The organism is Burkholderia sp. AU31624, from assembly GCF_020420065.1.
GTDB lineage: Bacteria > Pseudomonadota > Gammaproteobacteria > Burkholderiales > Burkholderiaceae > Burkholderia.
The window spans coordinates 40,053-66,711 of record NZ_JAIZRT010000009.1 but is presented as its reverse complement, the minus strand read 5'-3'; the positions used below and the strand labels follow the sequence as shown (position 1 = coordinate 66,711).

At 66.6% G+C, this 26,659-nt stretch carries 23 protein-coding genes; 14 read left to right on the top strand and 9 right to left on the bottom strand.

Translation table 11 applies throughout. The features are described 5' to 3' along the window. Nucleotides 1-195: 195 nt before the first annotated feature. Nucleotides 196-489, bottom strand: a complete 294-nt coding sequence (locus tag LGM89_RS29115; protein ID WP_226274749.1) for a DUF4148 domain-containing protein — start codon at nucleotides 487-489, stop codon at nucleotides 196-198. 408 nt (nucleotides 490-897) lie between these two features. Then, entirely contained in the window at nucleotides 898-1,902 is a 1,005-nt protein-coding gene (gene ceoR / locus LGM89_RS29110; protein ID WP_039367883.1) for a putative multidrug efflux transcriptional regulator CeoR, read from the bottom strand. A 174-nt stretch (nucleotides 1,903-2,076) separates the two neighbouring features. Here ceoR and LGM89_RS29105 point away from each other — a divergent pair, with 174 nt between their 5' ends. From LGM89_RS29105 to opcM, 4 genes are read left to right on the top strand one after another with little or no spacing between them, the layout of a single operon-like run. Further along, nucleotides 2,077-2,937: an alpha/beta hydrolase gene (locus LGM89_RS29105; RefSeq protein ID WP_226207348.1), complete on the top strand. Its 861-nt coding sequence runs from the start codon at nucleotides 2,077-2,079 to the stop codon at nucleotides 2,935-2,937. Nucleotides 2,938-2,969: 32 nt separating this feature from the next. Continuing rightward, complete coding sequence (ceoA, locus tag LGM89_RS29100) at nucleotides 2,970-4,187, top strand: multidrug efflux RND transporter periplasmic adaptor subunit CeoA (protein ID WP_089433383.1); 1,218 nt, start codon at nucleotides 2,970-2,972, stop codon at nucleotides 4,185-4,187. Nucleotides 4,188-4,232: 45 nt separating this feature from the next. After that, the gene (ceoB, locus tag LGM89_RS29095) at nucleotides 4,233-7,433 is read left to right on the top strand and encodes a multidrug efflux RND transporter permease subunit CeoB (RefSeq protein ID WP_089433382.1); all 3,201 of its coding nucleotides are present in this window, start codon (nucleotides 4,233-4,235) and stop codon (nucleotides 7,431-7,433) included. 10 nt (nucleotides 7,434-7,443) lie between these two features. Continuing rightward, on the top strand, nucleotides 7,444-8,979 hold the full coding sequence (gene opcM / locus LGM89_RS29090) for a multidrug efflux transporter outer membrane subunit OpcM (protein ID WP_226274748.1): 1,536 nt from the start codon (nucleotides 7,444-7,446) through the stop codon (nucleotides 8,977-8,979). 102 nt (nucleotides 8,980-9,081) lie between these two features. Here the strand turns inward: opcM and LGM89_RS29085 are convergent, their stop codons facing one another. Further along, the gene (locus LGM89_RS29085; protein ID WP_226207351.1) at nucleotides 9,082-9,678 is read right to left on the bottom strand and encodes a TetR/AcrR family transcriptional regulator; all 597 of its coding nucleotides are present in this window, start codon (nucleotides 9,676-9,678) and stop codon (nucleotides 9,082-9,084) included. Nucleotides 9,679-9,803: 125 nt separating this feature from the next. On the opposite strand from LGM89_RS29085, the gene LGM89_RS29080 reads away from it, so the two are divergent. Beyond that, nucleotides 9,804-10,238: a Tautomerase enzyme gene (locus tag LGM89_RS29080; RefSeq protein ID WP_226274747.1), complete on the top strand. Its 435-nt coding sequence runs from the start codon at nucleotides 9,804-9,806 to the stop codon at nucleotides 10,236-10,238. Nucleotides 10,239-10,303: 65 nt separating this feature from the next. Here LGM89_RS29080 and LGM89_RS29075 read toward each other — a convergent pair whose 3' ends face one another. Beyond that, complete coding sequence (locus LGM89_RS29075) at nucleotides 10,304-11,194, bottom strand: LysR family transcriptional regulator (protein WP_226274746.1); 891 nt, start codon at nucleotides 11,192-11,194, stop codon at nucleotides 10,304-10,306. Between the two features lie 99 nt (nucleotides 11,195-11,293). Here LGM89_RS29075 and LGM89_RS29070 point away from each other — a divergent pair, with 99 nt between their 5' ends. Beyond that, nucleotides 11,294-11,743, top strand: a complete 450-nt coding sequence (locus tag LGM89_RS29070; RefSeq protein WP_089496178.1) for a PACE efflux transporter — start codon at nucleotides 11,294-11,296, stop codon at nucleotides 11,741-11,743. Between the two features lie 146 nt (nucleotides 11,744-11,889). Here LGM89_RS29070 and LGM89_RS29065 read toward each other — a convergent pair whose 3' ends face one another. Beyond that, on the bottom strand, nucleotides 11,890-12,741 hold the full coding sequence (locus tag LGM89_RS29065) for an alpha/beta fold hydrolase (RefSeq protein WP_226207354.1): 852 nt from the start codon (nucleotides 12,739-12,741) through the stop codon (nucleotides 11,890-11,892). A 487-nt stretch (nucleotides 12,742-13,228) separates the two neighbouring features. Here LGM89_RS29065 and LGM89_RS29060 point away from each other — a divergent pair, with 487 nt between their 5' ends. Both LGM89_RS29060 and LGM89_RS29055 read left to right on the top strand, forming a co-directional pair. After that, nucleotides 13,229-13,810 carry a PAAR domain-containing protein gene (locus tag LGM89_RS29060; RefSeq protein WP_226274745.1) on the top strand — a complete coding sequence of 194 codons (582 nt, stop codon included), beginning with the start codon at nucleotides 13,229-13,231 and terminating at the stop codon, nucleotides 13,808-13,810. Beyond that, nucleotides 13,803-14,438 carry a type VI secretion system amidase effector protein Tae4 gene (locus tag LGM89_RS29055; RefSeq protein WP_226274744.1) on the top strand — a complete coding sequence of 212 codons (636 nt, stop codon included), beginning with the start codon at nucleotides 13,803-13,805 and terminating at the stop codon, nucleotides 14,436-14,438. The genes LGM89_RS29060 and LGM89_RS29055 overlap by 8 nt, the downstream gene beginning before the upstream one ends. A 481-nt stretch (nucleotides 14,439-14,919) precedes the next feature. On the opposite strand, the gene LGM89_RS29050 is transcribed toward LGM89_RS29055, so the two are convergent. From LGM89_RS29050 to LGM89_RS29035, 4 genes are all read right to left on the bottom strand, one after another. Beyond that, entirely contained in the window at nucleotides 14,920-15,249 is a 330-nt protein-coding gene (locus LGM89_RS29050) for a DUF3579 domain-containing protein (RefSeq protein ID WP_089459283.1), read from the bottom strand. A 22-nt stretch (nucleotides 15,250-15,271) separates the two neighbouring features. Beyond that, nucleotides 15,272-16,633 (bottom strand): sigma-54-dependent transcriptional regulator, encoded by a 1,362-nt coding sequence (locus LGM89_RS29045; protein ID WP_089428993.1) that lies wholly within the window; start codon nucleotides 16,631-16,633, stop codon nucleotides 15,272-15,274. Beyond that, on the bottom strand, nucleotides 16,623-18,506 hold the full coding sequence (locus LGM89_RS29040) for a sensor histidine kinase (RefSeq protein ID WP_226274743.1): 1,884 nt from the start codon (nucleotides 18,504-18,506) through the stop codon (nucleotides 16,623-16,625). The genes LGM89_RS29045 and LGM89_RS29040 overlap by 11 nt, the downstream gene beginning before the upstream one ends. 127 nt (nucleotides 18,507-18,633) lie before the next feature. Beyond that, a complete protein-coding gene (locus LGM89_RS29035) occupies nucleotides 18,634-19,998 on the bottom strand; it encodes a 2-hydroxycarboxylate transporter family protein (protein WP_089433376.1) in 1,365 nt (454 codons plus the stop codon). A gap of 431 nt (nucleotides 19,999-20,429) precedes the next feature. Here LGM89_RS29035 and LGM89_RS29030 point away from each other — a divergent pair, with 431 nt between their 5' ends. Genes LGM89_RS29030 through LGM89_RS29005 form a run of 6 tightly spaced genes read left to right on the top strand, consistent with a single transcriptional unit; the run spans nucleotide 20,430 to nucleotide 26,652 of the window. Next, entirely contained in the window at nucleotides 20,430-21,260 is an 831-nt protein-coding gene (locus LGM89_RS29030; RefSeq protein ID WP_089428996.1) for a MetQ/NlpA family ABC transporter substrate-binding protein, read from the top strand. Nucleotides 21,261-21,271: 11 nt separating this feature from the next. Next, nucleotides 21,272-22,690 carry an LLM class flavin-dependent oxidoreductase gene (locus LGM89_RS29025; RefSeq protein ID WP_226274742.1) on the top strand — a complete coding sequence of 473 codons (1,419 nt, stop codon included), beginning with the start codon at nucleotides 21,272-21,274 and terminating at the stop codon, nucleotides 22,688-22,690. An 18-nt stretch (nucleotides 22,691-22,708) separates the two neighbouring features. Further along, nucleotides 22,709-23,899, top strand: coding sequence for a methionine ABC transporter ATP-binding protein (locus LGM89_RS29020; RefSeq protein ID WP_226207357.1), 1,191 nt, complete (start codon nucleotides 22,709-22,711; stop codon nucleotides 23,897-23,899). Next, nucleotides 23,892-24,548 carry a methionine ABC transporter permease gene (locus LGM89_RS29015; protein ID WP_046546161.1) on the top strand — a complete coding sequence of 219 codons (657 nt, stop codon included), beginning with the start codon at nucleotides 23,892-23,894 and terminating at the stop codon, nucleotides 24,546-24,548. The genes LGM89_RS29020 and LGM89_RS29015 overlap by 8 nt, the downstream gene beginning before the upstream one ends. 53 nt (nucleotides 24,549-24,601) lie before the next feature. Next, entirely contained in the window at nucleotides 24,602-25,444 is an 843-nt protein-coding gene (locus LGM89_RS29010; RefSeq protein ID WP_089496136.1) for a hypothetical protein, read from the top strand. Then, on the top strand, nucleotides 25,441-26,652 hold the full coding sequence (locus tag LGM89_RS29005) for an acyl-CoA dehydrogenase family protein (protein ID WP_089496137.1): 1,212 nt from the start codon (nucleotides 25,441-25,443) through the stop codon (nucleotides 26,650-26,652). Before LGM89_RS29010 ends, LGM89_RS29005 begins: the two co-directional genes overlap by 4 nt. The last annotated feature ends 7 nt before the right edge of the window (nucleotides 26,653-26,659 follow it).

Sequence of the window (26,659 nt, the reverse complement as noted above, 5' to 3'; positions counted from 1 at the left end):
ATCAGTGCGCGTGCGGGGCCGAACGGAACGGCGTCCACACCGGCGTGGTGTCGTCCCAGTGATCGAGCGGCGAAGGGAGTTGATCGTTCATCATATGCTCCTGCAACTAACTATCTAGCTGACTGACTCGGCGAGTCGTCGATGAAGGGTGCGAAACGCCGCGCGCGGGGCAACCCGTTGCGCGGCGTTGCGCGTTTACCGGCCCCCGCCGGCGAGCTGGTTGCTCTCCGGCAACGAGCGATACGGGCCTTGCGCCAGGTCGAGCCCTTGCGGATACGAATTGGCCTTGCGCAGGTACGCCAGCGTGCCGTCCTTGCGTGCCTGCTCGACTTCCGCGTTCACCTCGGCGCGCGTGCGCGGGCCGTTGTGCTGCGAGTACCACGACGTGTTGCCGTAGTCGCCGGCGTGCGGGGTGCCGGAATCGGCGAAGGCCGGGGCGGACACGGCGAGCGTGAGGGCGAGGGCGGAGAGAAGATGGCGGCGGTTCATGGCGAGACTCCTAGAATGTCGGAGCTGGCGCTCGAGCGCTTACTCCGGTCCCATCAAGCGGGATCTGTTCGATGCGCAACGAGGTGCGCGACAGGGTTTACTCTAGGTATCTGCTCCGTCGCGATAAATGCGGCAGAGGCGAATTGAATTGTCGTGTCAGTGGAACAATCGCCATCCGTACACCCGGCAGGGTTATGCGGAAATCGCTCGAACCCGCTTGAAGCGGGCCTCGCACGGGAGCGACGACGGCGCGCGACGACGCAGGCGGACGATTGCGTCGCCTGGCACAAAGGTTTGCTGCGGATTCGGGAAGGATCGGGTGCGCCGGGCGGGAAATGGGGCGCGGAGGCGGGACGACACGCGGGCTTGGCAGCCCGCGTGTGCGGTTCAGTTGCTCAGTTCAGGCGCTTACGCAACCCATTCGTTGATGACCGGCGTGTCGAGCGCCGGCGCGCGTTCGGCTTCCTCGAACGTGCGCTTGCTGCACGTCGCGTCGAGGCTGCCCTTGCCGCTCAGCAGCGGGCAGCGGTCGAACACCTCGGCGATCCAGTCGACGAACACGCGCACCTTCGGCGACAGATGGCGGCTGTGCGGATACACGACCGAGATCGGCATCGGCAGCGGCTTGACGCCCGGCAGCACTTCCTTGAGCCGGCCTTCGCGCAGATGCGGCAGCACCATGAAGAGCGGCGGCTGGATCAGCCCGAAGCCTTCGATCCCGCAGGTCACGTATGCATCCGCGTCGTTCACCGACACGATGCCTTCCATCTTCATCTCGACTTCCTTGCCGTCGGTCAGGAATGTCCAGTCGATCGTGCGGCCGGTGCGGCTCGAGAAGTAGTTGACGGCCTTGTGCTGGTTCAGGTCGTCGATCGTCTGCGGCTCGCCGTGACGCTCGAGATAGTCGGGCGACGCGACCGTCACGCATTCGAACAGGCCGACCCGGCGCGCGACGAGCGACGAGTCCTGCAGCGCACCGACGCGGATCACGCAATCGACCCCTTCCTGCAGCAGGTCGACCGGCCGGTCGGACAGGCCGAGCTGCAGGTCGATGTCCGGATAGCGCGTATGAAATTCGCACAGCGACGGAATCACGAGCAGCCGCCCGATCGAACCCGGCATGTCGATACGCAACTTTCCGTGCGGCTTCCGGTTGTTTGCCTGGAAGCTCGCCTCGGTTTCCTCGACGTCCGCGAGGATCCGCACGCATCGTTCGTAGTACGCGGCGCCGTCCGGCGTGAGCGACAGCCGGCGCGTGGTCCGGTGCATCAGCCGCACACCGAGGAACGCTTCGAGATTCTGGATGATCGTCGTGACGGACGCTCGCGGCAAGCTGAGCGTTTCTGCTGCCTTGGTGAAGCTGCTTGTATCGACGACGCGAGTAAACACCTGCATGGCCTGAAGCCGGTCCATCACAACCTCCGCAATCTAATGAGCCTCCGGAACAAAGAGGCTGCGCTACCTCGTGGGTAAACGCAGCCTCGGATTGTTCGGGGGCGTTGAATTGTGTTGCCGGATTATAGGCATTTATCCCAATGTCTGCCGGACCCAGAATTCGTTCCATCTCGAAATGGATGCTGCATCGTCATGGACGCTTCTGAATTCAGCAAATTCCTGAAGGCCGCGTTGCCCGTGCAAGCCACGGCAGGCGCGGCGCTGACGGTCGCCGAAGTCGAAATTCCCGGCTACGCGCAGGACATCGTGCTGCGCCTCTACCGCCGCCCGGACAAGACCGGGTTGCCAGTAGTGCTTTATTTCCACGGTGGCGGCTTCGTGCGCGGTTCGCTCGAAGACGCCGATTTCGCCGCGCGTTTTTTAGCAGAACGCTTACCAGCGCTCGTAGTGTCGGTCGATTATTCGCTCGCACCGGCCTTTCCTTTTCCGGCCGCGCCGGAGGATGCGTATCGCGCCGCCGTGTGGGCCGCGACGCGCGCCCGCGCGTTCGGCGGCAACCCGAAGAAGATCGGTGTCGCGGGCCACGACGCGGGCGGCCAGCTCGCGAACTGCCTCGCGTTCATCGCGCGCGATCGCGGTGAGGTGCAGATCGTCGCGCAGGCGCTGTTCGGGCCGATGCTCGACCCCAGCATGACGCGCATCGGCGACGCCGATCGCCTTTCCTCCGACATCACCCCGCGCGAATGCGCGGCCTGTTATCGCGCGTATCTGCCGCAGGCCGCGCAACGCATGCACCCGTACGCGGCGCCGCTCGAATCGGTGCGCCTCGCGGGGCTGCCGCCGACGCTCGTCGTCACCGCGCAGAACGACGTGCTGCACGTCGAGGCGGAGAAATATGCGGGCTGCCTGATCTCGTCGGGCGTGCTCACGCAGGTGATCCGCTATCCGGACATCACGCACGCCGCGCTCGCGACGCACGAAGCCGCCTTCGAGGAAGCCGTGCGCTTCTTCCAGTGCCGCTTCCAGGCGCGCCAGCCGAACCGTCCCGAATAACCAAAACCAATCCACGTTTACTGGAGATCCACATGGCCATCCTACGCACCTCCCGTTCCCGAATCGCGACAGCGGCGATCGTGACGCTCGCCGTCGTCGGCCTCGGAACATTCGGCGCGATGCGCGTGAACGCAAACGCACCGGAGAAAGCGGCCGCACCGCTGCCCGAAGTCGACGTCGCGACCGTCGTGCCGCAGACCGTGACCGACTGGCAGAGTTATTCGGGCCGCCTCGAAGCGGTCGAGAAAGTCGACGTGCGCCCGCAGGTGTCGGGCACGATCGTCGCGGTGAACTTCAAGGACGGCGCGCTCGTGAAGAAAGGCGACGTGCTGTTCGTGATCGACCCGCGCCCGTACCAGGCCGAGACCGATCGCGCGGCCGCGCAGCTCGCGGCAGCACAGGCGCGCAACGGCTACGCGCAGACCGACTGGCAGCGCGCGCAGCGGCTGATCGGCGACAACGCGATCGCGAAGCGCGACTACGACGAGAAGCAGAATGCGGCCCGCGAGGCGACGGCGAACCTGAAGGCCGCCGAAGCCGCGCTGGAAACGGCGCGCATCAACCTCGGCTATACGCGGATCACGGCGCCGGTGTCGGGCCGCGTGTCGCGCGCGGAAATCACGCTCGGCAACGTCGTGTCGGCCGGCGCAGCGGCCGCGCCGCTGACGACGCTGGTGTCGGTGTCGCCGATCTACGCATCGTTCGACGCGGACGAGCAGACCTACCTGCAATACATCAACGGCGCGCGCAGCGGCCGCAAGGTGCCGGTCGAGCTCGGCCTCGCGAACGAAACCGGCTACTCGCGCAGCGGCGAGATCGACTCGGTCGACAACCGCCTCGACACGTCGTCCGGCACGATCCGCGTGCGCGCGCGCTTCGACAACGCCGACGGCGCGCTCGTCCCGGGCCTCTATGCACGCGTGAAGGTGGGCGGCAGCGCGCCGCACGAGGCGCTGCTCGTCGACGACGCGGCGATCAACACCGACCAGGACAAGAAGTTCGTGTTCGTCGTCGACCAGCAGGGCCGCGTGTCGTACCGCGAAGTGCAGCAGGGGATGCAGCACGGCAACCGGCGCGTGATCGTGAGCGGGCTCTCCGCCGGCGATCGCGTGGTCGTGAACGGTACGCAGCGCGTGCGCCCCGGCGAACAGGTGAAGCCGCACATGGTCCCGATGACGGGCGGTGACGCGCCGTCCGCGCCTTTGGCGGGCAACGCGAAGCCGGCCGCCCCGGCGAAGGCGGATTCGTAAGCGGCTCGCCGCTTCCGATCCGCGTTCAACCAGACAGAGCCACACATGAACATTTCAAAATTCTTTATCGACCGGCCGATCTTCGCAGGAGTCCTATCGGTGATCATCCTGCTCGGCGGGGTGATCGCGATGTTCCTGCTGCCGATCTCCGAATATCCGGAAGTCGTGCCGCCGTCCGTGATCGTGAAGGCGCAGTACCCGGGTGCGAACCCGAAGGTGATCGCCGAGACGGTCGCGTCGCCGCTCGAAGAGCAGATCAACGGTGTCGAGGACATGCTCTACATGCAGTCGCAGGCGAACAGCGACGGCAACATGACGATCACCGTCACGTTCAAGCTCGGCACCGATCCGGACAAGGCCACGCAGCTCGTGCAGAACCGCGTGAACCAGGCGCTGCCGCGCCTGCCGGAAGACGTGCAGCGGCTCGGCATCACGACGGTGAAGAGCTCGCCGACGCTGACGATGGTGGTCCACCTGATCTCGCCGGACAACCGTTACGACATGACCTACCTGCGTAACTACGCGCTGATCAACGTGAAGGATCGCCTGTCGCGGATCCAGGGCGTCGGCCAGGTGCAGCTGTGGGGTTCGGGCGACTACGCGATGCGCGTGTGGCTCGATCCGCAGAAGGTCGCGCAGCGCGGGTTGTCGGCCGAGGACGTCGTGCAGGCGATCCGCGAGCAGAACGTGCAGGTCGCGGCCGGCGTGATCGGCGCGTCGCCGTCGCTGCCGGGCACGCCGCTGCAGTTGTCGGTGAACGCGCGCGGCCGCTTGCAGACGGAAGACGAGTTCGGCGACATCGTCGTGAAGACGACGCCGGACGGCGGCGTCACGCACCTGCGCGACATCGCGCGGATCCAGCTCGACGCATCCGAATACGGGCTGCGCTCGCTGCTCGACAACAAGCCGGCCGTCGCGATGGCGATCAACCAGTCGCCGGGCGCGAACTCGCTGCAGATCTCGGACGAAGTGCGCAAGACGATGGCCGAGCTGAAGCAGGACATGCCGGCGGGCGTCGACTACAAGATCGTCTATGACCCGACGCAGTTCGTGCGTTCGTCGATCAAGGCCGTCGTGCACACGCTGCTCGAAGCGATCGCGCTGGTCGTGATCGTCGTGATCGTGTTCCTGCAGACCTGGCGCGCGTCGCTGATTCCGCTGATCGCGGTGCCGGTGTCGATCATCGGCACGTTCTCGCTGCTGCTCGCGTTCGGGTATTCGATCAACGCGTTGTCACTGTTCGGGATGGTGCTCGCGATCGGGATCGTGGTCGACGATGCGATCGTGGTGGTCGAGAACGTCGAGCGGAACATCGAGAGCGGGATGAACGCACGGGCGGCGACCTACAAGGCGATGCAGGAAGTGAGCGGGCCGATCATCGCGATCGCGCTGACGCTCGTCGCCGTGTTCGTGCCGCTCGCATTCATGTCGGGCCTGACCGGCCAGTTCTACAAGCAGTTCGCGATGACCATCGCGATCTCGACGGTGATCTCGGCGTTCAACTCGCTGACGTTGTCGCCGGCGCTGTCCGCGATCCTGCTGAAGGGTCACGGCGACAAGGAAGACTGGCTCACGCGCGTGATGAACCGCGTGCTCGGCGGCTTCTTCCGCGGCTTCAACAAGGTGTTCCATCGCGGCGCGGAGAACTACGGCCGCGGCGTGCGCGGCGTGCTGTCGCGCAAGACGCTGATGCTCGGCGTGTACCTCGTGCTGGTGGGCGCGACCGTGCTCGTGTCGAAGGTCGTGCCGGGCGGTTTCGTGCCCGCGCAGGACAAGGAATACCTGATCGCGTTCGCGCAGTTGCCGAACGGTGCGTCGCTCGACCGCACCGAGAAGGTGATCCGCGACATGGGGTCGATCGCGCTGAAGCAGCCGGGCGTCGAGAGCGCGGTCGCGTTCCCGGGGCTGTCGGTGAACGGCTTCACGAACAGCTCGAGCGCGGGCATCGTGTTCGTCACGCTGAAGCCGTTCTCGGAACGGCACGGCAAGGCGCTGTCGGCCGGCGCGATCGCGGGGGCGCTGAACCAGAAGTACGGCGCGATGAAGGACTCGTTCGTCGCGGTGTTCCCGCCGCCGCCGGTGCTCGGCCTCGGTACGCTGGGCGGGTTCAAGATGCAGGTGGAGGATCGCGGCGCGGTCGGCTATGCGCGGCTCGCGGATGCGACCAACGACTTCATCAAGCGCGCGCAGCAGGCGCCTGAACTCGGCCCGTTGTTCACGAGCTACCAGATCAACGTGCCGCAGCTCAACGTCGATCTCGATCGCGTGAAGGCGAAGCAGCTCGGCGTGCCGGTGACCGACGTGTTCAACACGATGCAGGTGTATCTCGGCTCGCTGTACGTGAACGACTTCAACCGCTTCGGCCGTGTGTACCAGGTGCGTGTGCAGGCCGATGCGCCGTTCCGCCAGCGCGCGGACGACATCCTGCAGTTGAAGACCCGCAACGACCGTGGCGAGATGGTGCCGCTGTCGTCGCTCGTCACGGTGACGCCGACGTTCGGCCCGGAAATGGTCGTGCGCTACAACGGCTACACGGCGGCCGACATCAACGGCGGCCCGGCACCGGGCTTCTCGTCGGGCCAGGCGCAGGCGGCGATCGAGCGCATCGCGCATGAAACGCTGCCGCGCGGCGTGCGGTTCGAATGGACCGACCTCACGTACCAGCAGATTCTTGCCGGCGATTCGGCGATGTATGTGTTCCCGATCAGCGTGCTGCTCGTGTTCCTCGTGCTCGCGGCGTTGTATGAAAGCCTGACGCTGCCGCTCGCGGTGATCCTGATCGTGCCGATGAGCATTCTGTCGGCGCTCACAGGCGTGTGGCTCACGCAGGGCGACAACAACATCTTCACGCAGATCGGCTTGATGGTGCTGGTGGGGCTGTCGGCGAAGAACGCGATCCTGATCGTCGAATTCGCGCGTGAACTCGAACACGACGGCAGGACGCCGCTCGAGGCCGCGATCGAGGCGAGCCGGCTGCGGCTGCGCCCGATCCTGATGACGTCGATCGCCTTCATCATGGGGGTGGTGCCGCTCGTCACGTCGACGGGCGCCGGTTCGGAAATGCGCCATGCGATGGGCGTCGCCGTGTTCTTCGGGATGCTCGGCGTGACGCTGTTCGGGCTGATGCTGACGCCGGTGTTCTACGTCGTGCTGCGCACGCTCGCGGGCGGCAAGATCCACGTCGCCGGGAAGGACTCGGCGGGTTACGGTGTGCCGTCCCAGCACGTGCCGGCTTCGGATGCTTGAGGACAGGAAGATGAATAACTTGCACAACACGAATGGCCTGATGCGCTTCGCGAAGGTGGCGGCCGCGAGCACCCTGCTCGCGACGCTGCTCGCCGCGTGCGCGGTGGGGCCCGACTACAAGCGCCCGGACGCGCCGACGCCCGCCGCGTTCAAGGAAGCGCCGACGCTCGCCGTCGGCGAGCAGGCCGGCACGTGGAAGACGGCCGAGCCGGCGGACGGCGCGCATCGCGGCGAATGGTGGAAGGTGTTCGGCGACCCGGTGCTCGATTCGCTCGAGACGCAGGCGCTCGCCGCGAACCAGAACCTGAAGGCCGCGGCCGCGCGGGTCGAGGAAGCGCGCGCGGCGACGCGTTCGGCGCGCTCGCAATGGTTCCCGCAGGTCGGCGCCGGTTTCGGGCCGACGCGCGAGGGGCTGTCGTCGGCGTCGCAGTTCCAGCCGCAGGGCACGGGCCCGACCAACGCGACGCTGTGGCGCGCGCAGGGCACGGTGTCGTATGAAGCCGACCTGTTCGGCCGCGTCGGCCGCAACGTCGAGGCGTCGCGTGCCGACCAGGCGCAGAGCGAAGCGCTGTTCCGTTCGGTGCGGCTCGCGCTGCAGGCGGACGTCGCGCAGAACTACTTCGAACTGCGTCAGCTCGATTCCGACCAGGACCTGTACCGGCGCACGGTGGAGCTGCGCGAGCAGGCACTGAAGCTCGTGCAGCGTCGCTTCAACGAAGGCGACATCAGCGAGCTCGACGTGTCGCGCGCGAAGAACGAGCTGGCCACCGCGCAGGCCGATGCGGTCGGCGTCGCGCGGCGGCGCGCGGCGTCCGAGCATGCGCTGGCGATCCTGCTCGGCAAGGCGCCCGCGGATTTCGCGTTCAAGGAAACGCCGATCGTGCCGGTCGCGGTGAAGGTGCCGCCGGGCCTTCCGTCCGCGCTGCTCGAACGGCGCCCGGACGTGTCGGCGGCCGAGCGCGCGATGGCGGCCGCGAACGCGCGGATCGGCCTCGCGAAGTCGGCGTACTTCCCGAAGCTCGATATCACGGGTGCGTTCGGGTATGAAGCGTCGACGCTCGGCAACCTGTTCCTGTGGTCGAGCCGCACGTTCCTGCTCGGGCCGTTCGCCGGCACCGCGCTGACGCTGCCGCTGTTCGACGGCGGGCGGCGTGCGGCCGGCGTGCAGCAGGCACGCGCGCAGTACGACGAGCAGGTCGCTAACTACCGGCAGCAGGTGCTCGTCGCGTTCCGCGAGGTCGAGGACAATCTCGCCGACCTGCGCCTGCTCGACGACCAGATCCGCGCGCAGGATGCGGCCGTCAACGCGTCGCGGCGCGCGGCGACGTTGTCGCGCACGCAGTATCAGGAAGGGGAGGTCGCGTATCTCGACGTGATCGACAGCGAGCGCTCGGTGCTGCAGTCGCAATTGCAGTCGAACCAGTTGACCGGCGCGCAGGCCGTGTCGACCGTGAACCTGATCCGCGCGCTGGGCGGCGGATGGGGGCCGGCTCCGACGGCGGTGGGCGATGCGGCGCCCGTCAAGGCGGAGGTGGCGGCGCGGTGATACACCGGCCCGAGACGGGTCGACTTAACGGGTAGTCGATCGACGAACCCCGATCCGTGGCGACGTGGATCGGGGTTTTCTATTGGCGGTCAGTCAGGGCGGTCAGGCCTGTTGCTCCGGCTTCACGTCCGTGCGTTCGGCGATCACCACCGCGTAGCGGCCGACCGCATCGGCGATGCGCTGCGCCAGTTCGGGATCGCGCACCGCGCGCGCGAGCGTGACGCCGCCCGACAGCAGCGCAAGCAACGCGATGGCCCGATCGTCATCGGGTGGGTTATCCATCCCGGCCGACACTTCGTCGACGATCTGCCGCAGTGCCTGCTCGTACGCGTCGCGCGTCTCGTCATCGGCACGCATCACTTCCGGGGACAGGCTCGGCAGCGCACAGCTTTCACCGAGTTCGCAGGTGCGTCGCGGGCCGAGGTAGAACGACACGAACGGGCGCCGCCAGCGCGCGCCATGCTCGGCCTTGAACGTCGCGACGCCTTGCCGGAGCTGGGCGAGGCCATCGAGGACGACCTGCCGGAACGCTTCGCCCTTCGTTTTGAAATGGCCATAGAACGCGCCGTTGGTGACGCCCGCCGCCTTCGTCAGCGGACCGATGCCGGAGCCGCCATACCCCTCCTCGCGGAACAGCCGGCTCGCGGCATCGAGGATGCGCGTACGGGTTTCGTGCTTGTGCTCGACGGAATAACGCATGACAGGCTCGCTTCAGAGCGATCACTCTTTATCTTGCATAGAGAGCGATCAGTGTCTAATGTATAGAGAGTGACTGATATTTATATCACGTCACCTGACCGATGACCTGACCAGGAGAAAGTGCGATGCCGATTACGCTGACCGTATCCGAAGGGGTTTTCACGCCGGACGACGAGGGGCCGGTGTTTGCCGAGTTGACCGATGCGCTGCTGGAAGTGGAGGGGCTGACCGGGAATGCGTTCCTGGCGCCGAACGTGGTGGGCACGCTCAACGTGCTGCCGCGACACCGGACCTTCGTGCATGGGCGCGCGGAGCCTGCTGCGTTCGTCGAGCTGAAGTTGCCTGCCGTGGCGCTCGCGGCGCCTGAGCGGCAGCGGCAATTCGTCGAACGGGCGACCGCGATCGTGCTGCGCCGGGCAGGTGGGCGGCTGACGGCCGCGCAAGTGTGGGTGAATGTGGTTCATGCGGTCGACGGTGGATGGGGCATTGCCGGACGACGCTACGACAACGCGTCGCTCGTCGATTCGATCCAGAGCGCGGCGGCGGCGGCCACGCCCTGATCGCAACTAACGGTCAAGCCGTCCGGCGTTGATCAACGGCGTGGCGGCGTTCGCCGCCACGCCGGTCATTTTTCGTCACCCGCCACCCGCAGCGCGCGAACCAGTTCGCTCGCCGCCTTGCCGAGCCCCGAATGCTTCGGCCGGCGCAGGTACACCGGTAGCGGCAACCCGTTGCGGATGTTCGCGAACACGAGCGGCGCGAGCTCGCCATCGGCGACGTATCGGCCGATCATGGATTCGGGCAGGTTCGCCCAGCCGTGCCCGGCCTTTACGAGCGCGATTGCGGTGGCCATGTCGGTCACCTTCCACGTGCGGTTGCCGATCACCGGCCGCACGTCAGTCAGCGGCCGCTCGGGATCGGCGATCACGATCTGCCTGAAGCCCGACAACCGCTCGATCGCTTCCGGTTGCGCGCATTCGGCGATCGCCGGATGGCTCGGCGCGGCGACCGCGACGAGCGTCTCGGTCCACAGCGCGTGGATCTGCTCCTGCGGATGCAGGTCGAGCCCGCCATACGCGACGCAGAGATCGACGGCGCCGCGATGCAGCGCATCGATGATCACGTCCTGCGGCGCCGTGACGATGCTGATCGCGAGCGCCGGGTATTTCGCGGCGACGGCGGTCAGCGCGCGGGCGACGGGCGCGCCGTCGAGTTCGGCGGCGAGGCCGAGCCGCAACGTATCCTCGACGCCTTCCGACAAGTGCTGCGCATGCGCGCGCAGCGCGTGCAGCCGCTCGGCGATCGCGCGCGCGTCGGGCAGCAGCGCCGCCATCGCGGCGGTCGGCGTCGGTTCGCGCGTGCCGCGGTCGAACAGCACGAGGTCGAGCTCGGCCTCGAGGTTCGCGATCGCCATGCTGATTGCCGACGGCGTGCGGCCGAGCGCCCGCGCGGCCGCGGAAAACGAGCCTTTGTCGATGACGGTCAGCAGCATGTCGATGTGGTCGCTGGTCAGCATGCACTGGCCTCCTGTCAGAAAAATTGAAAGGACCTGACTTTGGCGGACGCGCTACCCGCTGATAGTCTCGCCACCTTGTTCGATAGAAGGTGGATGGTGATGCAAGGGTGGAAGAGACGCATAGTCTACGTCGTGATGTTCGAGGTGCTCGGTATCCTGATCGCATCGTCGGTGCTCGGCATGCTGAGCGGCGCCAGCGTGGCGGCGAGCGGCCTGCTGGGCGTGATGATTTCGACGACGGGCGTCACCGTCAATTTCCTGTACAACCTCGCGTTCGAGGCGTGGGAACGCAGGAGCGCGGCGACGACGCGCACGGTCGGGCGCCGTGTGGTGCATGCGATCGGCTTCCAGATCGCGCTCGTGACGTTCCTGATCCCGCTGATCGCGTGGTGGCTCGACGTGTCGCTGCTGCAGGCGTTCCTGTACGACGCGGTGCTGATCGTGTTCTTCCCGATCTTCACGTTCACGTACAACTGGGCGTTCGACAGCGTGTTCGGGCTGCCCGATGCGGTCACGCGCAAGGCGGAGCCGGACCCGGCCGTGTGGTAAGCCATGCTGAAGGAATCGCGCAGGCGGATTGACGGGACGAACGCGCCGGCGACGCACGGCGGTTGATGAAGCGGCGCTGCGGCGCGTATCCGCATCGTCGTTGAACAGCGAGGAGAACGGGCGGCGCGGAAGCCGCCCGGGAGCTTTTACGCGGCGACGAACTCGTGCACGAAGCGGTTGAACACGGCGGGGCTTGCCGCGTTCATCCCGTGCGACGCGCCGGCGACGGTCTGCCGTTGCGCGTTGCCGATCCACTGCGACAGCGTGTCGACGTTGTTGCGGAACATCTTCGGGCTGCGCTGGCCGTCGATCAGCAGCGTGCGGCATGCGATGTCGCCGGCGGTGTGCTGCGAGTACGCGGGCAGGGGGTCGCGCAACTGCTTCGGCAGCGTGCTCGCGTTGTCGATCGCCATCGTGCGGAAGCGCGACGTGCTCTTCTTCCATGCGCCCGGCAGGCTCACGGAATCGACGAACATCTCGAGGCCCGATTCGATGTCGCCTTGCCCGATCAGGTTCACGGCCTGCGTGCGCAGCGCGATCGCGGCGGCCGGCAGCGCGGCTTCGCGCACGCCCGGCTGTTGCAGCGGGCCGCCCGGATCGGCGAGCGTCAGCGATTCGACGAGATGCGGATGCTGGCGCGCGACGTTGAACGCGACACTGCCGCCGCGCGAATGGCCGACCAGGTGCACGGGGCCGAGGTCGAGCGCGTCGATGAATTCGGCGAGCTCGTCGACGTGGTTCTGCCAGCTGAACTCGTCCTGGATGCCCGCTTCGACGGCCGGCCAGTAATGGCTGAGGCTCGGCGCGATGCAGCGGTAGTGGGCCGACAGCGACGCGAGCTGCGGATCCCAGTAGCGGTAGTCGCACAGCGAGCCGTGCACGAACACCATCGGCGCGCCGCTGCCCCGCTCGACATACGGCAGGCTGATGCCTGACGAAAGCGTCGCAAATTGCAGGTCGGGGTTCGCGAGCACGGACGGCTCGATTCGCATGTTCATGACTGAAAGACTCAAAGGTGCGTCAACACGACGCAACTATGCATCACGGCGACCTGCAAGGAAAACGCATAATTTTCATCGTGACGATCAATTTTATTGATGGCTCTGCCGGAAACCCTTGTCGGAAGGGGATGGGTGTCGATGCTTTCAATCGTCTGACGATTGGTCGCGGCGCCGGAAAGGCCGGAAGAGGGCGTGCGGCGGCCTGTGTATCGGGATATTGAATCGTGAAAGAACTCGACCTAGCGCTTGCCGATCCCGACCAGATTTTCTAGGCGGATGGAAGAACGGCGATACAGGCAAGCAGTATTCACGAGGCGAGATGAAGGCGTTAACACAAAGCCGCACGCTATTCGTAAATTAGGCAAAAGATAGCCCCTTGTCAGAACGGGGTATAAAAAATCCGAATATTAAGATATCCGAATAATATTGAGATGTGTGATCGATGCGCCCGGCTACGATTGTGGTTTTATAAGAGGGCCGGGTGATGAATAGAAGAATTGCAGTTGTTGGTGATAGCCTTTCAAGTGGCGGGACGATCCAACCCTACAGCGGGCCACGGTTCCTTGTGCACGGACATCAAGCGGCTCTGATCGGGGGCAGCGCATTCTGCACTGCGTGCATGAGCATCGGCATCATCGCGAAGGCGGGTGGTCCATACCGGCTCAAGTTTCAGGGAGAGGTTGCACTAGACCGCGACATCATCCTGTGCGGTTGTTCGACGCAGCCACATATCACCGCGTTACTTGCCGGCGACGCGTGGTGTAGTGATGGGTTAAAGGGGCTCGGAGAGGTCGTTTCGAGCCGCACAACCACAGGCGGAATCGCATCAATCAAAAAAGGTGCGTTTGACGAGCAAGTCGAGATGACGGTAAACGGCGACGTTGTTGCCGAACCGACAGGCTACCCATACTACATCGAGACGGCAGACGGCCGAGTGCAATCCGGCGAGCTTGATGCGAGCCGCATCCTGCCTCGCATCCATACGGGTGATGCATCCGGGGAGTACACCGTCTATTGGGGAGACGAAGCCATTGCGAAACAACGCCACGGGGTAAGCGATGCCTAACCCGCCCACAAAAGTCATCACGAACAAAAAGGAAAAATCGAAGAAGTCGGTGCCGCTCCAAGCTCTGTCGTTTCAAGCGCTCTGGAACGCGTACCCGACTGAAGACCCCTATGACGACCGTACCGGCGAGTATGAAAACCAGTGTGCGATCCGTACGAGTGCCACGTTTCATAAAGTCGGGAGCAGCATGAAGTCGTTTTCCCAAAGTGTCTTGAAGCCGATGCCGGGCAAGAAAACGCTGGGTCGTCTGATTCTCGATGAAAAGGCGACCGCGACCCGCGCTTACGAACTGGCTGAGTGGCTGAAGCTGCGCCCCTTTCTCGGCATGGGGAGGCCTGAGAACATTACCGGGACGGATTGGCAGGACAAAATAAAAGGTCGAACCGGTATCATCTACTTCTTCGGTTATTGGCGCCAGGAAGGAGATTCCGTCGGCGCACTGAGCGGCGGTCACATCGACCTATGGAACAGAGACACGCTCACACCGTCCTTTGCGTCGTTTTGGCGGTTTCGCCTTGGTAGACGAACGATGCCGGACCCACGATCCTGGTTTCGTTCTGGTGGGAACGTAAACTGGATATCAGACCTCGCGGAATCCAAAGAGATTTTATTTTGGGAAGTGAAATGAAGCGTATGGCTTTCGCAGTTCTAGGCTTCGTGTGGGGACTTCTGGTGACGGGGGCATCTTTCTATGTCTTCAACCGTATTGATTGGCCCAAGTCATCATCCCCTGCAGTTGGTTGCGGAGAGTCATGTGCGTCTCACATGGGTTTGGTCGCGACGATGCTCGTCATTCTCCTGTGGCCATCGATCGCCTGTGCTGCGCTCAATGCTATTGCTTATGGACGTTGGTCGTTGCACAAATGGCGCATCGCGTTCGCTATCGTGACTTTTTTGGCGATTCTATTCCATCTCGTGACCTACGTGGTCTAGTCGATTAGGTGCGGCGTGATGAATAAGTGAAGCAACTCGCTTTCCTAATCCGGGCCTCGTATTGGGTGCTCGTTGCAAGGTGACTTATTGAGAAAATGATGCCGGGTTGCGGTCTGTTGCTGTTCGAAGCAATTCGCAAAGGTGCGGTGCACGAGCCGCGAAAGCGGCCCGCCCCGTCAGCGCACCGCCAACGCGGGCGCGGTCTGAAGCACGACCGGGAGGTCGTTGTCGGTCGCGAACTGCATCGCGAAATCGAATGCGTCCGCACACACGGTGCGCAATTCGTCCGACACGAACAGGCATTTGACGTTGCCGTCGACGACGGGCATCGCGAGCCGCGACAGCGCGCACGGATAGCCGGGCCGCCGCTCGCCGACGAACAGCGTGATGACGCCCGCGAGGCGTTCGGGCCAGTCGCTCGGGCGGAAGGTTTTCTGCGCGTGCGTGACGCCGCGGATCAGGTGGCCGGTGACGCGGCCGTGTTCGGTGATGTCGATGCGATCCATGCTGTGCGTGTCCTCGTTCGCGTCATTCGCCGCCATCGGCCGCCGCGTCGCCGCGCGCGGGAATCCGCAGGTTGCGCAGCTTGTGATAGAGCGTTTTCTTCGGCATGCCAAGCGCTTCGCTCGCCTCTGCGACGTTGCCATTGTGACGCTGCAGCATGTCCTCGATCAGCATCCGCTCGAAATACGCGAGCTGCTCCGCGAGCGTGCCGCCCGCGGCCGGCGTGCCGCCGGACGACAGCAGGCTGTCGCCGGTCAGCCCGAGCACGAAGCGGTCGGCCACGTTCTGCAGTTCGCGCACGTTGCCGGGCCACGCATGCGTCATCAGTTCGGACACCTGCGCAGCCGTGACGACCGGCGCCGGCTGCCCGAAGCGGCGTGCGGCCGCGAGCACGAAATGCTCAAACAGCAGCGGGACGTCCTCGCGCCGCTCGCGCAGCGGCGGCAGTTCGATCTGCGCGACGTTGAGGCGATACAGCAAGTCCGCGCGAAAGCGGCCGTCGGCCGCGAGCTCGGCTAGATCGGCCTTCGACGCGGCGACCACGCGGCAGTCGACCGGAATCAGCTCGTTCGCGCCGAGCCGCTCGACCACGCGCTCCTGCAGCACGCGCAGCATCTTGACCTGCAGTGGAATCGGCATCGTCTCGATCTCGTCGAGGAACAGCGTGCCGCCGTCCGCCCATTCGATCTTGCCGATGCGTTTCTTGATCGCGCCGGTGAACGCGCCGGCTTCATGGCCGAACAGTTCGCTCTCGAAGACCTGCTCCGGCAGGCCGCCGCAATTTAGTGCGACGAAATGCGCGTCGCGCCGGCCGCCGAAGTCGTGCAGGCTGCGCGCGATCAGTTCCTTGCCGGTGCCCGTTTCGCCGGTGATCAGCACCGACACCGACGTATCGGCGAGGCGCAGGATCTTCTTGCGCACGTCGGCCATCGCGGGCGATTTGCCGAGCACGAACGCCTCGATGCCCTGCCAGTTGTTCAGCGCCGCGCGCAGCCCCTGCACTTCCAGCGTCAGGCGGCGCTTCTCGACCGCGCGCGCGACGCGTCCCGCGATCACGTCCGACGAGAACGGCTTCTCGATGAAGTCGTACGCGCCGACCTGCATCGCGCCGACGGCCGTCGAGATGTCGGCATGGCCGCTGATCAGCACGACCGGAATCTGCGCGTCGATGGCCATCACGCGATCGAGCAGCTGCAGCCCGTCGATGCCCGGCATCCGCACGTCCGACACGATCACGACCGGCGCGCCGGGTGCGACGTGATGCAGCGCGTCGGCGGCCGACGCGAATGCGTCCACTGCGAAGCCGGCAAGCGCTACCGCCTGCTCGACGCCGATCCGGACGTTTTCATCGTCCTCGACGACCAGCACCCGAATCTCATCTTCCATGCTCTGTCCTTTGCAGCGTGGCCGCCGCGAATTCGATACTGAACTGCGCGCCGCCTTCGTCGCGGTTCGTCGCGGCGATCTTCGCGCCGAACGCCTCGACGATGCGCGACGTGATCGCGAGGCCGAGCCCGAGGCCCTGACCGCGCGGCTTGGTCGTGACGAACGGCTCGAACAGGTGCGGCAGCACGTCGGGCGCGATGCCCGCGCCGCTGTCGGCGACCGTGAAGCGCACGCGGCCGGCTTCGTCCGGTCCGGCGGCCTCGATGACGATGCGGCGCACGGGTGCGTCGTGCACCGCGTCGAGCGCGTTGCCGAGCAGGTTCACGATCACCTGCTGCAACTGGCTCGATTCGGCCGACACGGCGGTGCCCGGCGCGATGTTCACGTCGAGCTGCACGCCTTCGTCGCGGATCCGCGCATCGTAGATCAGCCGCGCATGCGCGACGGCCTCGTTCAGCGACACCGCGACGCGCTCGACGTCCGGCTTGCGCGCGAAGGTCTTCAGCTCGCCGGTGAGCACCGCCATGCTGTCGACGAGCTTGCCGATCCGTTCGAGATTGGCGAGCGCCGGCGCGGGCTGGCCGCGCTCGAAGAACGTGCGCGCGTTGTCGCACAGCGTGCGGATCGCGACGAGCGGCTGGTTCAGCTCGTGCGTGAGGCCGGCGGCCATCTGCCCGAGCACCGCGAGCTTGCCCGCATGCACGACTTCCTGCTGCGATGCGCGCAGCCGCTGCTCGGTGCGCTCGCGCTCGACGATCTCGCGCTGCATCCGTTCGTTCGCGGCCGTCAGCGCGGCCGTGCGCTGCGCGACGGTCAGCTCGAGCTGGTCGTTCGCGCGCCGCAGCGCGTCCTGCGCGTTCAGCCGCGCGACGATGGCCCGACGGCGCTGGATCGCATAGCCGGCGAGCAGCGCGGCGATCAGGAACGCACCGGTGACGAATACGAAGGCCGTCTGCTGCTGGCGCCGCGCGCCCGCGATGTCGAGCAGCACCATCAGCGAATCGCCGGCCTGCGGCGCGGGGCGCGACATCACGAGATAGCGCGTGGTGCGGCCGCTGTGGCGTGTATCGGGGAAGGTGCCGAACCACGCGGCCGCGCTGCGGTCGCCGATGTGGCGGTACGGCAGCGCGTCGACCGTGCGGCCCGCGTATTGCCGCGACGCCTGGATGTCGCGCTGCTGCTGCGCGGTGATCGGGCGCAGCGCGGTGAATTTCCAGGCGGGTTCGGTCGAGATCACGGCCACGCCGTTGCTGTCGACGACCATCGCGGCGACCCCCGGTGCGCGCCACGCCGACTCGAGCGGATCGACGCTGATCTTCACGGCGGCCACGCCGATCGGCACGCCGTTGTCCCGCACCGCGCTGGCGAAGTAGACGCCCGGCACGCCGGTGTTGGTGCCGATGCCGAAGAAGCGGCCGCTGCCGCGCGCGAGTGCGTCCTTGAAATACGGCCGGTACGACACGTTGGTGCCGACGAAGCTGAGCGTCTCGTTCCAGTTGCTGGCGGCGATCACGTCGCCCTGCAGGTCGATCACGTCGACCGCGCCGCTGCCCGCGTCGCGGTTCACGGCTTCGAGGTAGGTGTTGACCGTGTGTACGAGTTCGGGAGCCTCATGCGGCGCGGCTTTCAGCATCGTGCGCACGCCGTCCTGCCGCGCGACCAGGCCGGGCAGGATCTCGAAGCGGCCGAGTTCGCTCTTCAGGCTCGACGCATACAGGTCGAGCCGGTGCGCGCCGGTTTCCTCGAGCGCGTCGATCGCGCGTTCCCACGCGAAATCGACGGCCGCGGCCGCCACGCACCCATACAGCACGCCGGCCGATGCCCAGCCCCACCACGGGATTCCCTTGAAGCTCTTCTGCACGTTCGCCCTCATCGAAGCCCGCATCCGTCCGCCCGGCGTGACGCCCGAAGCGACGCCCCGAACGACGCGCGCCGCGCGCCGGCTGGGCCGGCGGCGGCGCGTGCAAAGCAGCCTGCGCGACGGTGCGCGCGGCGGCGCGTCATCCGAAGTGGGCGACCAGGATCAGCGTGACCGTGACGACGATCGCGCCGCCGATCCGCGTTGCGATCTGCGCGAACGGCATCAGCTGCATCCGGTTCGCGGCGGTCAGGATCGCGACGTCGCCGGTGCCGCCTTGGCCGCTGTGGCAGGCGTTCACGATTGCGGTGTCGATAGGGTACATCTTCATCAGGCGGCCGACCACGAAACCGGTGCCCATCAGCGTCGCGACGGTCGACACGATGGTGACGACGTTGACGATCGTGAACGCGGCGGTCAGCTTGTCCCACGGGGTCATCGCGACGCCGATCGCGAACAGCAGCGGATACGTGACGGCGGTCGAGAAGAACTTGTAGACGACGAACGCGCCTTCCTGCAGCGGCGGCGACACCGCACGCGCGAGCTTCACGAGCACCGCGAGGAACAGCATCGCGACCGGCGCGGGCAGGCCGAACAGCTTGTGCGCCATCAGGCCGACCAGGTACAGCGTGATGGCCGTGATACCGGCGCCCGCGATGTGCGAGACGTCGACGTGGCCGCGGATTTCCTCGTTTTCGGGCGTCATGTCGCCCGATTCGCCGACCTGCAGGCGGCCGTTGCCGGTCAGGTGCGGGAAGCGCTTGCCGAGCATGTCGAGCGCGCCCGACAGGATGATCGCGGTCAGGCTGCCGAGCATCACCGGCGGCAGCACCATCGCGAACATCTCGCCTTGCGGCAGGTGCATCAGTTCCGAATAGCCGATCGACAGCGGAATCGCGCCTTCGCCGACGCCGCCCGCCATGATCGGCACGACGATGTACAGCAGCGTGTGGCGCGCGCCGAGGCCGAGCGCGGTGCCGACCGCCGTGCCGACGATCGCGGCCGCGACCGAGCCGGCCGCGAGCGGGATGAAGATCTTCACGAAGCCCTGGATCAGGACGCGGCGATCCATGCTCAGGATGCTGCCGACGATGATCGACGCGATGAACAGGTACAGGAAGTTGGTCGACTTCGTGAACTCGACGGTGAGGTTCAGCACCGGCTTCGGCAGCACGTGGTAGTACGTGAGCGCCGACGGCACGAAGGTCGCGAAGATCGCGGCCGCGCCGATGTTGCGCAAGAGCGGCAGGCGCTTGCCCAGTTCCGCGCAGGTGAAGCCGAAGAACGCGAGCACCGCGATCGCCATCGAGATCTCGCCGGGCACCTTGCCGGTCACCGAGAAGCCGACGATCAGCGCGAGCAGGATGAAATAGACGGGCAGCGGAATGATGCCGATGCGGATTTCCATCAGTTTCCACCAGCCTTCCGGCCAGAAGCGCGCGCGCGGGGCGGCGACGGCGTCGGAAACCGGCTCCGGATGGGACGGGGTATGGATAGAGGTCTGCAAGACGTGTCTCCTGATGTTGGTATGCCTGCATGGCTTCGCGGCATCGTGTGCCGTCTATTACGCAACCCCCGTGCCAGAAATCCGGGCCGCCGGAATATTTTTAATGCATTGATTTATAAGGGGTTTGTTTCGTCTGCGGAAAGAGCGGCCCGACTGGCTGGCCGAGATTTCGGAATTCGTCCGGCGCCGAGGCCGAGATTTCGGCCTGACGGCCGGCCGGGTGCCCGGTCGGGCCGCCGATCCCGCATGGCCGCCCGCCATATCGCCGCGCGCGATTTTCTTCGCACAATCGCTTCGTAGACCGCCCCCGCGCCGCTCTCTATCATCGGCTGATCTTTTCCGATGCGATTGACCCTGTCCGGAGAACGCCCGTGCGTTCGCCGCGGCGTCGCTCATCCATCGATACCGTCTTTGGACAGGAGAGTGGTTTCATGCTGCATGCCGTTTTTTCCGCCCGCTTTTCCGCCGGCCGCGTCGCGCGCCTGCTGGCTGCCGCCGTGCTTGGCGTCGCATTGCTCAATGGCGCGCACGCCGACACCGCGCCGCTGAAGGTCGGCATCTCGACCAGCCCGCAGATCGAAGCGCTGAAAGTTGCCGCGAAGGAAGCGAAGGCGCAGGGGCTCGACGTGAAGATCGTCGAATTCACCGACTGGAATACGCCGAACGCGGCGCTCGCGAACAAGGACATCGACGTCAACTACTTCCAGCACATCCCGTTTCTGGAGAACGCGAACAAGCAGGGCGGCTACAACTTCGTGTCGATCGCGCCCGGCACGATCATGAAGATCGGCCTCTATTCGAAGAAGGTGAAAAGCTTCAGCGAGCTGAAGGACGGCGCGAAAGTCGCGATCGCGAACGATCCGGTGAACGGCGGGCGCGGGCTGTTGCTGCTGCAGCGCGCGGGGCTCATCACGCTGAAGCCGGGCGCCGACTACCGCGCGACGACGCACGACATCGTCGCGAACCCGAAGCACCTGAAGATCATCCCGCTCGAAGCGTCGCAGCTCGCGCGTTCGCTCGACGACGTCGATCTCGCGCAGGGCTACCCGAGCTTCATCAAGCTCGCCGGCACGACCGACCCGAACAGCGCGCTGCTGTTCGACGGCACCGAAAACAAGATCTTCGCGATCCAGTGGGTCGTGCGGCCGGACAGCGTGAACGATCCGCGCATCCGCAAGTTCATCTCGATCTACCAGCACTCGCCGGCCGTGCGCAAGGCGCTCGACAACGCGTTCGGCTCGCTGTACGCGATCGCGTGGTGACGGAGGCGGGCATGACGACGGCGAACCGCAAGAAAATCCTGCTCAACGCGTTCAACATGAACTGCGTCGGGCACATCAACCACGGTCTGTGGACACATCCGCGCGACCGCTCCGCGCACTACACCGATCTCGACTACTGGGCCGACCTCGCGAAGACGCTCGAACGCGGCAAGTTCGACGGGATCTTCCTCGCGGACATCGTCGGCGTGTACGACGTGTTCGGCGGCGGCCCCGATGCCGCGCTGCGCGAATCGGTGCAGGTGCCCGTCAACGATCCGCTGCTGCTGGTGCCTGCGATGGCGCAGGTCACGCGGCACCTCGGCTTCGGCGTGACCGCGAACCTCACCTACGAGCCGCCTTACCTGTTCGCGCGCCGCATGTCGACGCTCGATCACCTGACGAAAGGGCGCGTGGGCTGGAACATCGTTACCGGCTATCTCGACAGCGCCGCGCGCGGCATGGGCCTCGCGCAGCAGATCGGCCACGACGACCGCTACGAGCGCGCGGACGACTACATGGACGTCGTCTACAAGCTGTGGGAACAGAGCTGGGACGACGATGCGGTGATCCGCGACGCGCAGGCGCGCGTGTTCGCGCAGCCCGGCAAGGTGCGGCGCGTGAAGCACGACGGGCCGTTCTATTCGATCGACGCGATTCATCTGAGCGAGCCGTCGTTGCAACGCACGCCGGTGCTGTACCAGGCCGGTTCGTCCGCACGCGGCGTCGAGTTCGCCGGCCGTCACGCGGAATGCGTGTTCGTGAACGGGCAAAGCAAGGCCGCCGCGCGCGCGGCGACACTCGACATTCGCGCGGCCGCTGCACGGCAGGGCCGCGACCCGGCGTCAATCAAGATCTTTGCCGGCGTGAGCGTCGTGACGGCGGAAACCGAACTTCTGGCGCGCGAGAAATTCGACGAATATCGGCGCTACGCGAGCGCCGAAGCCGGTCTCGCGCATTTCGCGAGCTCGACCGGCATCGACTTCGCGAAGTATGGCCTCGACGAACCGATCTCGTACGTGAAGACCGATTCGATCCAGTCGGCCGTCGACGCGATCTCGCGCAAGAGCACGACCGGCACGTGGACCGTGCGCCGCATGCTCGAACAGATGTCGCTCGGCGGCCGCTATGCGCCGATCGTCGGCTCGCCGTCGCAGGTCGCGGACGAGCTGCAGTCGTGGATCGACGAGACCGGCATCGACGGCTTCAACCTGACGCGCACCGTGATGCCCGAGTCGTTCGAGGATTTCGTCGACTGGGTCGTGCCCGAGCTGCAGAACCGCGGCGTCTACAAGGAAGACTACGATCCCGCGCCGACGCTGCGCGAGAAGCTGTTCGGCGCAGGCCCGCGCCTGCCCGCGTGGCACACGGGCGCACAGCACCGGCCGGGCGCCGCCGTGCGCGCCGAATCCGCGCATCCCGCGCATGTCTGAACGTGACGGAGCGAAGCGATGACGCAATTGTTCGATACGCTGGGTTTCATTGAGACGTCGGCAGTGCGTGCGGGAGCCGAGGCAACGGCACATGACGAAGCGGCCGCGTCGGCCGAATCGACCCGCGCCGGCGCCGCCGTATCGCTGGAGCAGGTCGGCAAGGTGTTCGCGACGCCGCGCGGCCAGGCTGCCGCGTTGCGCGACGTGACGCTCGACGTGCGGCGCGGCGAGGTCTTCGGGATCATCGGCCGCAGCGGCGCCGGCAAGTCGACGCTGCTGCGGCTCGTGAACGGGCTCGAGCGGCCGAGCTCGGGCCGCGTGCGCGTGCAGGGCGTCGATGTCGGCGCGCTCGACGAGGATGGCCTCGTCGCGCTGCGGCGCCGCACCGGCATGGTGTTCCAGCATTTCAACCTGCTGTCCGCGAAGACGGTGTTCGAGAACGTCGCGCTGCCGCTGAAGATCGCCGGCGTGCCGAAGGCCGAGCGCGTGCGCAAGGTCGAGGCGCTGCTCGAACTCGTCGGGCTCGCCGCGAAGCGCGACGCGTATCCGGCCAGCCTGTCGGGCGGGCAGAAGCAGCGCGTCGGCATTGCCCGCGCGCTCGTGCACGATCCGGAGGTGCTGCTGTGCGACGAGGCGACGTCGGCGCTCGATCCCGAGACGACGCAGTCGATCCTCGCGCTGCTCGCCGACATCAATCGTCGCCTCGGGCTGACGATCGTGCTGATCACGCACGAGATGGAAGTGATCCGCGCGGTGTGCGACACGGTCGCGGTGATCGAACAGGGCGAAGTCGTCGAAACGGGCCCCGTGTGGCGCGTGTTCGGCGATCCGCGCCACGGCGCGACGCGCGCGCTGCTCAGCACGCTCGTGCATGACCTGCCGGCCGAACTGGCCGCGCGCGTGCAGCCGTTGCCGGAACAAGCGGCGTTGCCTGAAGGCGCGCAGGTCGTGCTCGACGTCCGCTATACGGGCGAGAGCGGCGGCGAGCCGGATGTCGGCGCGCTTGCAGTGGCGCTTGGCGGCTCGGTGCGGTTCCTGCACGGCGGAATCGAGCGCATCCAGGGGCATGCACAGGGGCGGCTCGTGATCGCGGCAGCCCTGCGCGCGGAAGATGCCGGCCAGCCGCCGGCCCGCGGCGGTGCAGTGGCCGCGCTGCTCGAACGCGCACGTCGCCACGCGAATCACGCAGAGGTGCTCGGCTATGTTTGACCTATGGTGGCCCGAACTGCTCGACGCGATCCGCGACACGCTGTCGATGGTCGCAGCGTCGGCCGTGATTGCCGCGCTGATCGGCATCCCGCTCGCGGTGATCCTCGTAACGACCGCGCCCGGCGGCATCTACGAGCGGCGCGGCGTGAATGCGGTGCTCGGCGCGCTCGTCAACGTGTTCCGCTCGACGCCGTTCATCATCCTGCTCGTCGCGCTGCTGCCGTTCACGCGCGTGCTGATCGGCACGACGATCGGCGTCTGGGCGGCCGTCGTGCCGCTGTCGATCGCCGCGATCCCGTTCTTCGCGCGGATCGCCGAGGTGAGCCTGCGCGAAGTCGACCGCGGGCTGATCGAGGCCGCGCTCGCGATGGGCGCGAAGCGCCGCCACATCGTCTGGCACGTGCTGCTGCCCGAAGCGCTGCCCGGCATGCTCGGCGGCTTCACCATTACCGTCGTCGCGCTGATCGGCTCGACGGCGATGGCGGGCGCCGTCGGCGCGGGCGGCCTCGGCGATCTCGCGATCCGCTATGGCTACCAGCGTTTCGACACCACCGTCATGGCGACCGTGATCGTGATCCTGATCGCGCTCGTCTCGGCCGTGCAAATCACGGGCGACCGCCTGGTCCGACGTGTGACCCGGCGTACCTGAGCGACGCCACAAGCGTCCGCTCGCTTCATTCATGATCCTGAGAGAAAGAACCTATGACCTTGCCCATCGGCGCGCCGCGCGAATGGAACGGACAATTCGAGGAAGCGCTGTTTCTCGACGTGGCGCGACGCCATCGTGCTGACTTCCCGGCGAAGCTCGCCACGCCGCCGCGCGAGCCGCGCAACGACGACGAACTGGCCGCCGTCGCCGACTACTACACGAAGATGGCGTCGCACGACCTGTTCATCGTGCAGGTCGTCGCGAAGGCGATCGACACGCTGTTCCGCGACGATCCGCATTTCCAGCTGATCCTGTCGCGCCAGCTCGGCGACGACGGCGCGCACGCGGTGATCGGCCGCGAACGCGTGACCGAACTGACGGGGCGTGATCCGCTGCCGGAAGTCGACCGGCTCGTCGCCGCGCACTGGGCGCGCATCGGCGACATCGCGGTGCGCGACATCGCCGGCTTTCTCGCGTTCGAATGGCACTACGAGCTGCACATCCTCGCGAAGCTGTGGATCCAGCGCAAGACCGGCCGCATCGGCGATTCCGCGATGCGCGAGCACGGCGAGAACCGGATCCGGCCGGACGAGGAATGGCATCGCGTGCAGATCGTCCAGTGGTGGTTCGACACGTTGAAGGCGCTGCCGGCAGCCGAACGCGATGCGCTGATCGATCGCGTGATCGCGGCCGACGAGGAAACGCAGGCGCGGCTCGACGGTTACCTGCACGACGAGTACGCGCACACCGCGCACGTGTTCGGCGCGGATATCGCCGAATACCGCGCGATCTACGATGACTGGCGGCGCGAGATCCTGTCGCGGCTGACCGGCCGCCAGCTCGACGCGCTCGTCCCGCTGTCGGGTGAAGCGGTTGCGCAGGAAGCCGTCGCATGAACGATCCACGCGGCCCGGCGACCTTCGCGCCCGATACCGATGCCCCGGCCTTCGACCACGCCGCGCTGGCGCGCGCGATCGACGCGTTGCGCACCACGGCCGCCGCGCGCGACCGCGCGGGCGGTCATGCGGCACAGGAGAAGCAGTGGCTCGCCGATGCGGGCTTGCTGACGCTCGCGGTGCCGCGTGCGTTCGGCGGGCAGGAAGCCGCGTGGCCCGGGATCTACGATGCGATCCGGCAGATCGCGCGCGTCGACAGTGCGCTCGCGCATCTCGTCGGGTTCCAGTGCCTGCAGGTGGTGAGCGTCGACGTGTGGGGCAACGCCGCGCAGCGCGAACGCTACCTGCGTGGCACGGTCGAGCAGCAATGGTGGTGGGGCAATGCGGTCAATCCGCTCGACACGCGGCTCGTGGCCACGGCGACGCCTGACGGCGGCTACCGGCTCGATGGCGTGAAGGGCTTCTGTTCGGGCACGCGCGGCTCGCAGCGGATGACGGTGTCCGCGCACGATCCGGACACCGGCCGCACCGTGTTCGGCGTGGTGCCGACCGATCGCGCGGGGATCACGGTCAACGAAGACTGGGACCCGATCGGCCAGCGCCAGACCGACAGCGGCAGCGTGCGCTTCGACGGCGTGACGCTTGCGGCGGACGAGGTGCTGCACCGCTCCGAGACGCCGCCGACCCCGCGCGCGACGCTGCGCACGCTCGTGTCGCAGCTCGTGCTGACCAACCTGTTCGTCGGGCTCGCGGAAGGCGCGCTGGCGGAAGCGCGCGACTACGTGCTGAAGCATGGCCGCCCGTGGATCCAGTCGGAGGTCGCGCAGGCGAGCGACGATCCGTACACGCTACAGCGCTTCGGCGACATGCGTGTGCGGGCGATCGCCGCGGCGGCGCTGGCCGATCGCGCGGCCGCCGCGTTGCAGGACGCGTGGGCGCGGCAGGATGCGCTGACGGCGGACGAGCGCGCCGAGGTGGCGCTCGCGGTATCGGAGGCGAAGATCGTCGCGCAGCGCGCGGCGCTCGAGAACGGCGAGGCGCTGTTCGACGCCTGCGGCGCACGCGCGACGGCCGCGTCGCTCGGCCTCGACCGCTTCTGGCGGAACGCGCGCACGCATACGCTGCACGATCCGCTCGACTACCGGTTGCGGGATGTGGGCCGGTTCGCGTTGACGGGCGAGTTGCCGCAGGCGTCGCTCTATACATGACGGCGTG